Annotated in this window: 13 protein-coding genes; 7 read left to right on the forward strand and 6 right to left on the reverse strand. The window is 73.9% G+C overall.

The features are described 5' to 3' along the window. Window positions 1-10 precede the first annotated feature (10 nt). From RKD23_RS31600 to RKD23_RS31615, 4 genes are all read left to right on the forward strand, one after another. Window positions 11-1,429 (forward strand): HEAT repeat domain-containing protein, encoded by a 1,419-nt coding sequence (locus RKD23_RS31600; protein ID WP_424856780.1) that lies wholly within the window; start codon window positions 11-13, stop codon window positions 1,427-1,429. A gap of 323 nt (window positions 1,430-1,752) precedes the next feature. Continuing rightward, entirely contained in the window at window positions 1,753-2,886 is a 1,134-nt protein-coding gene (locus RKD23_RS31605; protein WP_424856781.1) for a glycosyltransferase family 4 protein, read from the forward strand. After that, a complete protein-coding gene (locus RKD23_RS31610) occupies window positions 2,883-4,088 on the forward strand; it encodes a glycosyltransferase (protein WP_424856782.1) in 1,206 nt (401 codons plus the stop codon). Before RKD23_RS31605 ends, RKD23_RS31610 begins: the two co-directional genes overlap by 4 nt. Next, the gene (locus RKD23_RS31615) at window positions 4,085-4,954 is read left to right on the forward strand and encodes an SGNH/GDSL hydrolase family protein (protein WP_424856783.1); all 870 of its coding nucleotides are present in this window, start codon (window positions 4,085-4,087) and stop codon (window positions 4,952-4,954) included. The genes RKD23_RS31610 and RKD23_RS31615 overlap by 4 nt, the downstream gene beginning before the upstream one ends. A gap of 17 nt (window positions 4,955-4,971) precedes the next feature. On the opposite strand, the gene RKD23_RS31620 is transcribed toward RKD23_RS31615, so the two are convergent. The 6 genes from RKD23_RS31620 to RKD23_RS31645 form a co-directional block, all read right to left on the reverse strand. Beyond that, window positions 4,972-5,841: a biotin-dependent carboxyltransferase family protein gene (locus RKD23_RS31620; RefSeq protein WP_424856784.1), complete on the reverse strand. Its 870-nt coding sequence runs from the start codon at window positions 5,839-5,841 to the stop codon at window positions 4,972-4,974. Continuing rightward, window positions 5,838-6,014 carry a hypothetical protein gene (locus tag RKD23_RS31625; protein ID WP_424856785.1) on the reverse strand — a complete coding sequence of 59 codons (177 nt, stop codon included), beginning with the start codon at window positions 6,012-6,014 and terminating at the stop codon, window positions 5,838-5,840. Before RKD23_RS31625 ends, RKD23_RS31620 begins: the two co-directional genes overlap by 4 nt. A 14-nt stretch (window positions 6,015-6,028) precedes the next feature. Then, complete coding sequence (locus tag RKD23_RS31630; protein ID WP_424856786.1) at window positions 6,029-6,658, reverse strand: 5-oxoprolinase subunit B family protein; 630 nt, start codon at window positions 6,656-6,658, stop codon at window positions 6,029-6,031. Beyond that, entirely contained in the window at window positions 6,655-7,416 is a 762-nt protein-coding gene (locus tag RKD23_RS31635) for a LamB/YcsF family protein (RefSeq protein ID WP_424856787.1), read from the reverse strand. Before RKD23_RS31635 ends, RKD23_RS31630 begins: the two co-directional genes overlap by 4 nt. 84 nt (window positions 7,417-7,500) lie before the next feature. Continuing rightward, a complete protein-coding gene (locus RKD23_RS31640; RefSeq protein WP_424856788.1) occupies window positions 7,501-8,322 on the reverse strand; it encodes a putative hydro-lyase in 822 nt (273 codons plus the stop codon). Next, entirely contained in the window at window positions 8,319-9,611 is a 1,293-nt protein-coding gene (locus tag RKD23_RS31645; RefSeq protein WP_424856789.1) for an MFS transporter, read from the reverse strand. Before RKD23_RS31645 ends, RKD23_RS31640 begins: the two co-directional genes overlap by 4 nt. Before the next feature lie 162 nt (window positions 9,612-9,773). Between RKD23_RS31645 and RKD23_RS31650 the strand changes: the two genes are divergently transcribed. From RKD23_RS31650 to RKD23_RS31660, 3 genes are all read left to right on the forward strand, one after another. Continuing rightward, entirely contained in the window at window positions 9,774-10,466 is a 693-nt protein-coding gene (locus RKD23_RS31650) for a GntR family transcriptional regulator (RefSeq protein WP_424856790.1), read from the forward strand. A gap of 96 nt (window positions 10,467-10,562) precedes the next feature. Then, complete coding sequence (locus RKD23_RS31655) at window positions 10,563-12,089, forward strand: hypothetical protein (RefSeq protein ID WP_424856791.1); 1,527 nt, start codon at window positions 10,563-10,565, stop codon at window positions 12,087-12,089. 76 nt (window positions 12,090-12,165) lie between these two features. Then, the gene (locus RKD23_RS31660; protein ID WP_404043291.1) at window positions 12,166-13,044 is read left to right on the forward strand and encodes a hypothetical protein; all 879 of its coding nucleotides are present in this window, start codon (window positions 12,166-12,168) and stop codon (window positions 13,042-13,044) included. The last annotated feature ends 20 nt before the right edge of the window (window positions 13,045-13,064 follow it).

Consider the following 13,064-nt stretch of genomic DNA (forward strand, 5'->3'; position numbering starts at 1 on the left):
GCTGTTTCCCATGTTCGATCCGGTCATAGCGCCCAGCGGTACGCTGCTCGGCCTGCTTCAGCGAGGCCGTGGCGACGGCACGCTGCACGCGCTCACCGCCCCGCGCGCCGAGGCGCTCGCGGCGCTGAACCACTGTGTGGTGCGCGACCCGCGCCACGACTGGCAGGTGGAGAACCGCTCCCTTTACTACGCCCGTCTGTACCTCGACCTCGGCGGCGAACTCGACGCCATCGAGGCCCACCTCTTCGACACCGAGGACATCCTCGACACCGAGGAGACCCGCACCGGCCTGGCCCTCGCGGTCCTCGGCCACCTCGCCTCCTACGGCAGGCGAGACGCCCTGGAGCTGCTGCGCAGGTACGCCGCCGAGGGCTCCAACTGGGCCTGGGCCCTGGACGAGCTCGCCCTGCGCGACGACGACGCCGGGCTGCGCTCCCTCGCCGCCCCCGTCCTCGCCCGCTTCCCCGCCGACCCCGAGGGCGAGGCGGAACTCGCCGCCGCCGTGCGGGACGCCTTCGAGCCACGGCCCTGGCGGCTGTGGGCCGACGATCCGCGCGAATGGATCGCCACGCGCGTGCGTGCCGCCCAGGAGACCGGCTGCTTCGACCGCTGGCAGCGCCAGATGAACTCGTCCGGGCCCCGCCCGGGGTGGAGCGTCCAGGCGGTGTTCGACTGGGCCCAACAGGGCGTCGAACGCGGCACCGCCCTGCACGTCCCGGCCGCCCGCTGCCTGACCGCCGTCGCCGGACCCGAGGACCGGCCCGAGATCCTCGAAGCCGCCCGCACCGGCACCGAGGGCGCCCGCGCCACCGCCCTGCGCTACCTCGCCGACAGCAACGACCCCGACGCCCTCGACCTCGTCGAGCAGGCCGTCACCACCGGCCCCACGCCGGTCGTGGAGGCCGCCGTCGAGGCCTACGAGCGCATGCGCAGCGTCGCCGCCGTCGAACGCGCCCGCCGCTGGGCCCACCGCCCCGACCCGCTCGGCGCCGCCGCCGGCCGCATGCTCGCCTGCCGAGGCGGAGCCCAGGACAAGGACCTGGTCCTCGGCGCCCTGCGCGAGGCCGTCCGCGGCGAGGGGCCCGACGCACCGACCTTGTGGACCCTCGTCGACGGCGCCGGCCGGCTCGGCATCGGCTGCGCCGCCCCCGTCCTGCGGCACATCTACCGCGAGACCGCCTCCTCCCACCTCCGTGGCCGCGCCGCCCGCGCCCTGGCCGCCACGGACCCCTCCTTCCCCGCCGGATTCGCCGTCGAATGCCTGTGGGACTGCGAGGAGACCACCCGCGAAGTCGCCGCACGCCATGCCGAGACCGGCGACACCCGCGTCGTCGACCGACTCCGCAGGCTCGCCGCCGACCCGGCCGAGGAGGACGAGGTGCAGACGGCCGTACGCAGCCGCTTCGGCAGCGAGATGCCGCCTGTGTGACGGCCCGACGGTCTTGTCTGTCTTGTCTGCTTTGTCTGCGCGGGTGTGGCACGTCCGCCAGGTGAACGAGGCATGACCCGTGGGCCAGGTGCGCATGACCGGCACCTGGCCCGCGGGGGCGTGGGGGGTGTGGGGGGCGTGGGGGCCTGGGCGGGCGAGGCTCGGGGGATGCGGAGCGTAACGCTCATGGGGCTCGGTGCGCAGCGCTCATAGGGCGCGGAGCACAAAGCTCACAGGGCCCGGAGCGCAACGCTCATGGGACGTTCCCGAGCCGGAAAGATCGACGTTGATGCGTCCACGCCCGGCACGGCGACAACACCCGTATGCGTGTCGTCATCGTGACCGAATCCTTTCCCCCCGATGTGAACGGCGTGGCCCACTGCGCGTTCCAGACCGCCCGGCACCTCGTCGACCGAGGTCACGCTCCCCTGGTCGTCGCACCGGCCCCCGCCCCGACGACCGGCTCCGCGGCCGACGCCCAGGCGCCGTGCCCCGTCGTCCGGATCCCCTCCCTCCCGCTCCCGGGCTACCCCCAGGTCCGTGTCGCCCTCCCCAGCCGGCGGCTCGCCGCGGCCGTCGCCGAGCACCGCGCGGACGTCGTCCACCTGGCCAGCCCCTTCGTCCTCGGCGTGCGCGGCATGGCCGTCGCCGCCCGGCTCGGCGTCCCCGCCGTGGCCGTCTACCAGACCGACCTGGCCGGATACGCCCGCACCTACATGGGCGCCGGTGAGGCCGCCGCCTGGCGGCGCATCCGCTCCGTGCACGCCGCCGCCGACCTCACCCTCGCCCCCTCCAGCGCCGCCCGCGGCGATCTGGAGGCCCACGGGATACCCCGCGTACGGCTGTGGCCGCGGGGCGTGGACACCGTACGGTTCCGGCCAGAGCTGCGCGACGAGGCGCTGCGCCGCGAACTAGCCCCCAACGGCGAGCTGATCGTCGGCTACGTCGGCCGCCTCGCCCCCGAGAAGCACGTCGCACTGCTCGCCGAGGCGTGTGCCCTGCCCGGGGTGCGGGTCGTGATCGTGGGCGACGGGCCGAGCCGCGCGCAGCTGACCGAGGCGCTGCCCGGCGCGGTCTTCCTGGGCCGCCGTACGGGAGACGACCTGGCCCGGATCTTCGCCTCGCTGGACGTCTTCGCCCACACCGGCCCCTTCGAGACCTTCTGCCAGACCGTCCAGGAGGCCATGGCCAGCGGCGTGCCCGTCGTCGCCCCCGCCGTGGGCGGGCCCCTCGACCTCGTCGACCACGGCCGCACCGGCCTGCTCGTCCCACCGCGCGACGCCGGCGCCGTACGCGAGGCGATCGCCGCCCTCGCCGCCGACCCGGCCGCACGCGCCGCCTACGGCGCCGCCGGGCGGGCCACCGTCGAGGGCCGCACCTGGGCGGCCGTCGGCGACCGGCTCATCGAGCACTACGAGGATGTCCTGGTGGCACGGAAGGCGGTGCTGGCGGCATGAACGCACTGTCGGGGCCCGGTGAGGCCCACGGAGCCCCGGTGCGGTCGCTGCGGATCGTGCGGCTGGCGAACTTCGTCGCACCGGCCTCCGGCGGGCTGCGTACCGCGCTGCGCGAGCTCGGCAAGGGCTTCCGGGCGGCCGGTCATGAGCCGCTGCTGGTCGTGCCCGGGGAACGGCACACCGACCAGGACACCGAGCAGGGCCGGGTCATCACCCTGCCGGGGCCGCTGCTGCCCGGCACCGGCGGTTACCGCGTCCTCACCGACAAGCGGCGGGTCGCCGGCCTCCTGGAGGAACTCGCCCCCGACCGTCTGGAGGTCTCCGACCGCACCACGCTGCGCTGGACCGGCCGCTGGGCCCGGCGCGCCCGGGTGCCCTCCGTGATGGTGTCCCACGAGACCGCCGACGGGGTGCTGCGCACCTGGGGCGTCCCCGAGGGGCTGTCCCGGCGCGCGGCGGACGCCCTGAACGTCCGTACCGCGCACGTCTACTCCAAGGTCGTGTGCACCACCGAGTTCGCCGAGCGGGAGTTCGTCCGCATCGGCGCCCGCAATGTCGTACGGGCCCCACTGGGCGTCGATCTCACCGCCCGGCACCCCGCCCTGCGCTCGGCGGCGCTGCGGGCCCGGTACGCGCGCGTGGACGTGACGCTGCTGGTGATGTGCTCCCGGCTGTCCGTGGAGAAACGGCCCGGCACCGCCCTGGACGCCCTGGAGGCACTGCGGCGGCGCGGCGTGCCCGCGGTGCTGGTCGTCGCCGGGGACGGGCCGCTGCGGGCCCGGCTGGAGCAGCGCGCGCGGGACGGCGGGCTGCCGGTCACCTTCCTCGGGCACGTCTCCGACAGCGGGCTGCTGGGCGCGCTCCAGGCCTCCGCCGACGTCTGCCTGGCACCTGGTCCTGCCGAGACCTTCGGGCTCGCGGCCCTGGAGGCGCTGGCCTGCGGCACGCCCTTGGCGGTCAGCGCCTCCTCCGCGCTGCCAGAAGTGGTCGGCTCGGCCGGGGCCTCCGCGGCCGACCACGGAGAGGCCTTCGCGGACGCCGTCACCGCCCTGCTCGACCGACCCGGCCCCGAGCGACGTGAGGCGGCACGCGCGCGTGCCGAGTGCTTCGGCTGGCAGACCGCCGTGGAAGCCTTCCTCGCCGCGCACGAGGCGGCCGTGCGCACGCCCCGGAACCCGGTGCTGCCCGGAGGCCCGGCATGAGACCCGTCGTCCGGTTCGTCGCGCTCGGGGACTCGCTCAGCGAGGGGGTGGGCGATCCCGTGGGGGACGGGTGGCGCGGCTGGGCCGCGCTGCTCGCGGGCGGACTCGCGGAGGAGTCGGTCCGGTTCACCAACCTCGCCGTCAGCGGGGCCCAGACCCGGGACGTCGCGGAGTCCCAGCTGCCCGCGGCCCTCGCCCTGCGGCCCGACCTGGTGTCCGTCGTCATCGGCGTCAACGACACGCTGCGCCGCACCTTCGACATCCACGCCGTCGCCGCTCGGCTCGACCGGGTCTACGCCGCCTTGGCCGCGCAGGGCGCCATCCTGCTCACCTCGTGTCTGCCCGACCCCGGCGCGATGCTCGGCCTGCCGGGTGCCCTGGCCCGCCCGTTGGCCCGGCGCCAGCGCGCGGTCAACACCGTGGTGCACGCGCTGTCCGAGCGGTACGGGGCGGTCCATCTGCACGCCGCCGAGGGCGCCTGGCTGACCGACCGTGCCATGTGGAGCGCGGACCGGCTGCACCCGGGCGAGCGCGGGCACCGGCAGCTCGCCGTGCGCTTCCACGCGCTGCTCGCCGACGCGGGCATGGCGCGCGGGCCCGCGCCCTCGCCGGAGCCGGAGTTCCCGGCGCCGACCCGCGCGGCGAGCCTTAGGTGGCTGGCCACGGCGGGGACCGGATGGGTGGCCCGTCGCTGCACCGACCTGCTGCCTCAGCTGCTGCGGCTGGCCGCCGACGAGATGCGCCACCGGGCACGTGGCACCAGCGCCCGGCTGGACCTGGGCGCCGCCCACGCGGTGTCGGCGGCCCTCGCCGCGCTGTCGGTCTCGGCGGTGGGGGAGGGGCCGGAGGTTGCGGAGACGGCGTAAGTGGCCTGGTGGGCGTCTCAGTGGCGGCGTGCCGCCATGAAGCGGATCGGCGTGCCCGGTGCCGCCTGCGCGGCGGCCGGCAGGTCGGCGGCGCGCACGACGGCGATCACCGGATAGCCGCCGGTGGTGGGATGGTCGGCGAGGAACACCACCGGCCTGCCGTCCGGCGGCACCTGGACCGCGCCCAGCACCATGCCCTCGCTGGGCAGCTCACCAGAACGGGCCCGCTCCAGGGCGGGCCCCTCGGTGCGCAGCCCGATGCGGTTGCTCGCCGGTGAGACCCGGTACACGCGCGTGGTGAATGCGCGCAGAGCCCGCGCGGTGAACCAGTCGTCGCGCGGGCCGGGCGTCACCCGCAGCACCAGCTCGGCGGGCGGCGCCGCCTGCGGAGCGACGTCCACGCGCGCGTGGGGGCACTCTTCCCGTCCCAGAGGGAGCACGGCCCCGTCCGTCAGCGGTGCCGGGCCGAGCCCGGACAGCAGGTCGGTGGAGCGGCTGCCCAGCACCGGCTCGACGGCGACCCCGCCCGAGACGGCCACGTAGCCGCGTACGCCCCTCACGGCCGGGCCGACGTCCAGCAGCGCCCCGGCGGGCACCCGCACAGGAGCCCCCCACGCGACCGGCCGCCCGTCCACCGTCACCGCGCAGGGCGCCCCGCCGACAGCCACGGTGACCGCCGAGCGCGGGCGCAGAGCGCAGCCGGTGAGGGTGGTCTCCAGGACGGCCGCGTCGGACGGGTTGCCGACCAGCCGGTTGACCAGCCCCGCCATGGGCCCGTCCAGCGCCCCCGACCGGGGCACGCCGAGATGCGCGTACCCGGGGCGCCCCTGGTCCTGCACGGTGGTGAGCGCCCCGGCGCGTACGACGGACAGTGCGCGATCGGTCATGCGTCACCGGCCGGTACGAACAGGGTCTTGCTCGTGCGATCGGTCGATGTGTCACCGGCGGGAACGAACAGGGTCTTGCTCGTGCGATCGGTCGATGCGCCACCGGCCGGAACGAACAGCCTCATGCTCGGGCGATCAGCCATGCGTTCGCCGCCCGAAACGAACAAGCTCATGCTCATACGCTCCCTCATACGTCGTCCACCAGCTCGCCCACCGGCACGAACCGCACCCGGGCGCCCGGTGACAGCAACGAGGCCGGCACGCGCGTGTGGTCCCACAGCACGCTGTCGGTGGTGCCGATCAGTTGCCAGCCGCCGGGGGAGGAGCGCGGGTACACGCCCGTGTAGGGCCCGGCCAGTGCCACCGCCCCCGCGGGCACCGCCGTACGTGGTGTCGCCCGGCGCGGTACGTCGTAGCGCGGCGGCAGACCGGTGAGGTAGCCGAAGCCGGGCGCGAACCCGCAGAAGGCGACGCGGAACTCGGTGCCCGCGTGGATGCGCGCCACCTCCCGCTCGGCGACGCCCCAGTGCGCGGCGACATCGGCCAGGTCGGGTCCGTCGTAGCGGACGGGGAGTTCGATCACCTCACGCGCGCGTGGCGGCACCGGCGGCAGGTCCGTCGCGGTGAGCTCGGAGGCGAGCCGGGCCGGGTCGGCGAGGCCGTCCAGCAGCACCGTACGTGCGGCTGGCACCAGTTCGCGGACCCGCAGCGAGCCCTCCGCGCGGCGCCGCAGCAATTCGGCGTGCAGGGCCTCGGCCTGCTCGCCCGAGGAGACCTCGACGAGCAGCGCGTCGTCGCCGACGGGCAGGACCCTCATGCGAACGCCTCCACCCGTACGCCGGCCGCCTCCAGCCGCCGCCGCACCCGGCGGGCCAGCTCCACGGCTCCCGGGGTGTCCCCGTGCAGGCACAGCGAGCGGGCCCGCACCTCGATCGGCAGGCCGGAGTGCGAGACGACCCGGCTGTCCCGGGCGAGTCCCACCGAGCGCTCCACGACGGCCAGGGGGTCGGTGATCACCGCGCCCTCCGTGCCGCGCGGCACCAGCGTGCCGTCGTCGGTGTAGGCGCGGTCGGCGAAGGCCTCGGTGACCGCGGGCAGGCCCGCCTTCTCCGCGCGTTCCAGCAGGCGCGAGCCGGGCAGACCGAGCACGGGCAGCGCGGGGTCGGCCAGCAGCACGCCCTCGACGACCGCGCCCGCCTGCTCGTCGTCGTGCACGACCCGGTTGTAGAGCGCGCCGTGCGGCTTGACGTACGCCACGCGCGCGCCCGCGGCCCGGGCGAACACCTCCAGGGCGCCGATCTGGTAGGCCACCTCGGCCGCGAGTTCGGCGGGCGGCACGTCCATCGCGCGCCGCCCGAACCCGGCGAGGTCCCGGTAGGAGACCTGCGCGCCGATCGTCACCCCGCGCTCCGCTGCCAGCTCGCACACCCGCCGCATGGTGGCCGCGTCACCGGCGTGGAAACCGCAGGCCACATTGGCGCTGGTGACGACGGACAGCAGCTGTTCGTCGTCGGTGAGCCGCCAGCGGCCGAAGCCTTCGCCGAGGTCGGCGTTCAGGTCGATCGAGGTGGTCATGGGTCCTTCCGTGTTCTGTACGTACGTAGCGTTCTGTGCGTTTGCGTGTTCTGCGCTTGGTTTGTTCGAGTGATCAAGGTCTGTTCAGGCGACGCGATACTGCTCGTCGCGGGCGTCGGTGAGGAACATCTGTCCTGGCGCGTGGGTGAGGGCGAACGGTGGGCGGGAGGCCATCACCGCGGCCTGGGGCGTGACCCCGCAGGCCCAGAACACCGGGATGTCGTCCGGCGCGGCGGTCACCGCGTCACCGAAGTCGGGCCGGTCGAGGTCGCCGATGCCGAGCACCGCGGGATCGCCGCAGTGCACAGGACCGCCGTGCACGGCGGGCAGCAGGCTGCTCTCGCGGATCGCCGCGGCCATGTGCTCCGGCGGGACCGGCCGCATGGAGACCACCATCGGCCCGTGCAGCCGCCCACCCGGCCGGCACGCGCGGCTCGTCACGTACATCGGGACGTTGCGACCCTGTTCGACATGGCGGATGGGCACTCCGGCCGAGGACAGCGCCCACTCGAACGTGAAGCTGCACCCGATCAGGAACGACACCAGGTCGTCGCGCCAGTACGCGCGCACGTCCGTCGGCTCGTCCACCAGCTCGCCGTCCCGCCATACCCGGTAGCGCGGCAGGTCGGTGCGCAGATCGGCGCCCTCGGCGAGCACCGTCGTCCAGGACCCGGCGTCCGTGACGTCCAGCACCGGGCACGGCTTCGGATTGCGCTGGCAGAACAGCAGCATGTCGTACGCCCAGTCCGCGGGCACCGCGATCAGATTGACCTGCGTATGGCCGGCCGCTACCCCGGCGGTGGGGCCGGTGAGGCCCTCACGGAAGCGGGCGCGGGCGGTTTTCGGGCTCCACGCGTGCGCGTGCTCGTGCACGAGGGTAAGCGGGCGGTCCGTCACCTCCGTCACGTCAGCTCCCTCCCCCGTGTCTCCGGCAGCCCCAGCAGGGCCAGCGCCGCCAGGCCGTAGCCGATCGCGCCGAAGGCCAGCGCGCCGCCGACGCCCCAGCTGTCAGCCAGGAAGCCGACCGTGGTGGGGAAGACCGCGCCCACCGCACGGCCGGTGTTGTACGTGAAGCCCTGCCCCGTGCCGCGCACGGCTGTCGGGTACAGCTCGCTCAGGAACGAACCGAAGCCGCTGAAGATCGCCGACATGCAGAACCCGAGCGGGAAACCGAGCAGCAGAAGCAGGGTGTCGGCCCCGCTCGGGATGTTCGCGTACGCCAGGATGCACAGCGCCGACAGCACCGCGAACAGCCAGATGTTGCGCCGGCGGCCCAGCCGGTCGGTGAGATGGCCGCCGGTCAGATAGCCGACGAAGGCGCCCGAGATCAGGAAGGTCAGATAGCCGCCGGTGCCCACGACCGACAGGTCCCGCTCGGTCTTGAGGTACGTCGGAACCCAGGTGGCGAGCGTGTAGTAGCCGCCCTGGACACCCGTGGACAGCAGCACCGCGAAGAACGTGGTCCGCGCGAGACCCGGCTTGAAGATCTCCGCGAACGACCCCTTCGCCGGGCTCTTCTCGCGTACGGCGGCCGCCTCGGGCGCGTCCTGCACTCGGCGGCGCATCCAGATGACCAGCAGCGCGGGCAGCGCGCCGGTCCAGAACATCACGCGCCACGCCAGATCGTCGCCCAGCAGCGAGAACACCAGCGTGTAGACGATCGCCGCCAGCGCCCAGCCCACGGCCCATGAGCTCTGGACCGCGCCGAGGGTGCGCCCCCGGTGCCGTGCGCTCGCGTACTCGGCGACCAGGATCGCGCCGACCGCCCACTCGCCGCCGAATCCGAGGCCCTGCAGGGCGCGGAAGACCAGCAGCCACTCGTAGGTGGGCGCGAACCCGCAGGCGACCGTGAACACGGCGTAGGTGATCACTGTGATCATCAGCGCCCGGACTCGGCCGATGCGGTCGGCCAGCACACCCGCGAGCGCTCCGCCGACCGCGGAGACCACCAGCGTGACAGTGGTGAACAGGCCGGTCTGACCGCTGTCCAGGCCGAAGTACGCGGCCAGCGCGACCATGCTCAGCGGCAGCGTGAAGTAGTCGTACGAGTCCAGGGCATAGCCGCCGAACGCGCCGGCGAAGGCGCGCCGGCCGCGCGGCCCGAGGGCGCGCAGCCAGCCGAGCGGGCCGCCGTCGGCGACGACTGCGGCGGAGCTGGGGCGGAGGATGGCTTTCGTCGGAGGGACTGAGCTCATGGGCACCTCGCAGTGAGGGGACGGAGGGTGCGGTGCTGAGCCGTGCGGTGACCGTGCGGTGAGCGGATGGAGCCGTACAGTGATGAGCAAGGTAGAGGATCGTTGAACGATCCTTCAATACCTGTGTTGTTTCGTTCTCCTCGCTGCGGTTGAATTCCGGGCATGGCAGAGCAGTTGACGGGACTGGCCGACGACCGCGCACTTCTTGGACGTACGAGCACCGCGGAGCGCGTCGCGGACATCCTCAGGAGCCGCATCGCCGAGGGCTTCTTTCCGCCCGGCACCCGCCTTTCGGAGGACAGCATCGGCGGCGCCCTCGGCGTCTCCCGCAACACGCTCCGCGAGGCGTTCCGGCTGCTCACACATGAACGACTGCTCGTCCATGAGCTCAATCGGGGCGTTTTTGTTCGAGTGCTCACGGTGGAGGACGTCGAGGACATCTACCGCACGCGCGCGCTGGTGGAGTGCGCGGTGGTGCGGGGCCTCGGGGAGCCGCCGCCCGCGCTGGAGGGGCTCGCGGCGGCCGTGTCCGAGGGGCGGCGGGCGGTCCGCGAGGACGACTGGAAAGCGCTGGGCACGGCGAACATCCACTTCCACCGGGAACTGGTCGCGCTCGCCGGCAGTGAGCGAACGGACGAGCTGATGCGCAGTGTGTTCGCGGAGCTGCGGCTCGCCTTCCACGTCGTGGACGATCCGCGGGAGCTCCATGAGCCGTACCTCGCACGGAACGAGGAGATTCTGCTCGCTCTGGAGTCGGGGGACCGCGACGGGGCGGAGCGGTTGCTGGGGGTCTACCTGGCGGACTCGCTGGAGCGGGTCGTGGATGCGTACCGACGGCGTGTGAGCGCCCCGTAAGGGGCGCGGGGAACTGCGCGAGCAACCACAGACGACCCGCAGCCGAACGACTACCGATTTGGGTTGTTGTCAGACCCAGCACCTACTCTTTGCACCGTGACACCGCCAGCAACGACGGACCCCGTGCCGCCCCAGCTCAGCGCAGCGTCCCGCCCCGCACCGGGCCCGGCCGCCGACGAAGGGCTGGCGCGGCGCCTGCGCGCGCTCGCCTGCACCGCTCCGCTGCACGACCTCGACGCGCGCAAGGCCAACCTCGCCGGCGAGTACTCGGTGTACGGCATGGCGGAGGTGGCCCTCTCCGCCATCGACCTGGTCACACTCAACATGGACTTCGACACCGGCGCCGACCACGAGCAGGTCGTCGCCCGGCTCGTGCCCCGCATCGCCGCGCAGGCCCCGCAGCGCCCCACCGCCGAGCACGAGCGGGTGGCCCGCTGGGTGCTGGAGAATCTGATCAACGTCGGCAGCGTCGACCGCGGCTTCCGCGCGGTGTACGGCACCTTCGCCGCGGACGGCACGTATGTCCGCCGCGACTACGACTTCAAGCTGATCGAGGAGGTCCCCGGCCCCGGCGGCAGCGTCTATCTGCGGACGACGGACGAGGCGGTCAACGTCCTCGTCGGCGCCCTCGACACGGACGTCACCAGCGCGCAGATCGCCGCCGAGGTCAAGCTGGAGGTCCTGATCAACAGGGGCCGTCTCGCCGACGCACAGCTCGCCGCGGAGCAGGCCCGCTACCGGACCGTGCAGTACTCCGAGACCCTGCGCCGCGCGCTGGAGGCGACTCGGCGCAACGTCCGCGCGGTGGACTGGCTGAACGCCGTGCCCGACATGATCGCCGAGGCGCTCGACCACGTGGCCGACCGCTACCGCCACGAGAACGCGATCCTGACGAACATCCGCAAGGCACGCGACGAGTCCGAGGACCCCGAGCACAAGCGGCGGGCCGCCGAGCTGGTCGACATCGTCAAGGACTGCATCCGGCGCCACACGCAGCTGCAGTCGCGCCTGCTGGAGGCCGGGCCGCTGTTCCGCGCGGAGCAGGACCGGCAGGCCTTCGCCACGCCGATGGCCTCCGCGGGGACGGACCTGTACGGGCACCTCTTCGCGCCCGTGCTGCCACTGCCGCTGGAGCAGGCCGTCCGGGTCACCGACGCGTTCTTCGCGCAGGGGACCGGCCTGCGCACCCCGGTGTCGGTGCGGGTCGGCGACCTGGTCGACATACTGCTCACCCCGCCGATGGAGCGCGAGCACCTGGGCGCGGAGATGCCCGAGCCGGACCTCATTGCCACGCCCGACGACAGCCGCTTCAGCGAGGAGCAGCTCGCCCACGCGATGGAACTGCTCGACCTGCCCGCCGACGCGCCTCGCAGACTCTCGGGCCTGCTGGCCGAGGCCCGCGCCCGGGACCCCGAACTGCCCTATCTGGTGGCGCTGCTGGCCGTCCACGCGGCGAGCCCGGCGGTCGGCACGGCGTACCGGCAGGGCGAGGAGAAGCTGCTGTTCGCCGTGGACGACGGGACGGAGCTGGACGACCCCGAGTTCGGCGGCGCCGACCTGATAGTCGGCACCGCCCTGCTGGACGCCGCGGGGATGGCGGCGGACCGGACGGAAGCAGCATGAGTGATCGACACCCGCGACACCCGCGACATTCGCGACACCCGCGATCTTCGCGACAGCCGAGCAAGGAGCCGAAGCCGTGACCGAGCACGTCGAGTGGAGTGAGCCGGAGACTGCCGCCGCGCCGGTGAGCAGTGCCGTCACTCCCGCCGACGCCGCCGACGCGGCGCGGCTGGTCGCCTTCGGCCTGCAGCCCAAGCTGCAGCCCGCGCGGGACCAGGAGTACGCCGAGCTGCTGCGCCGCTACCGGGAGGACCCGGCGTTCGCGCGGCTCGCCGACGCCGTGGCCGCCGGCCTGGGGCTGGTCGTGCTGGAGGTGTCCCCGCGCGCGGGGATGGCCGTCACCGCCGCGGAGGACTCGGTGTTCGCCGTGCGCATGGGCGACTACGCCCGTCGCACCTCCGCCGACGGCTCGGACCGCTTCCTGCACGGGCTGGCCCACCTCGCCGTTGCCGCCATGGCGTTCCCGCGGCCGGAGGACCTCGCCGACGACGGGTACATCGGGCGGGTCAGCGTCAACGGCGTCGACGCGTTCGTCCGGCAGGCCTGCCGCCGCCTGGAGGAGCGGGCCGAGGAGCAGGGCGAGAACACGGACCCGGCGACCGACGCGCCCGGACTGGAGGCCGCCTGGCGGATCTGGGCCAGACGCAGCGCCACCGGCGCCACCAAGGACGCGCGCCGCCTCGCGGGCTCGACCACCGGCATCGTCGGCAAGGCCGTCGCCTTCCTCACCGACTCCGGCTTCCTGCAGCGCACCGGCGACGACCACGGCGGCACCTACCGCACCACGGCCCGCTACCAGCTCCAGGTCCGCGACATGGCCGGCAGCGCCGCCATGGCCGAGCTGCTCGAGCTGGGCGTCGTCCCGGTCACGGACGGCACGCCCACGCTGCTGCCGGCCGAGGACGGCGACGACCTGGACCTGGTGGCCGACGCCGGGCTGCCCTTCCACTCCTGAACCTCCCTCACCTGCAAGAA

This window comes from Streptomyces sp. SAI-170, assembly GCF_049739565.1.
Classification (GTDB): Bacteria; Actinomycetota; Actinomycetes; order Streptomycetales; family Streptomycetaceae; genus Streptomyces.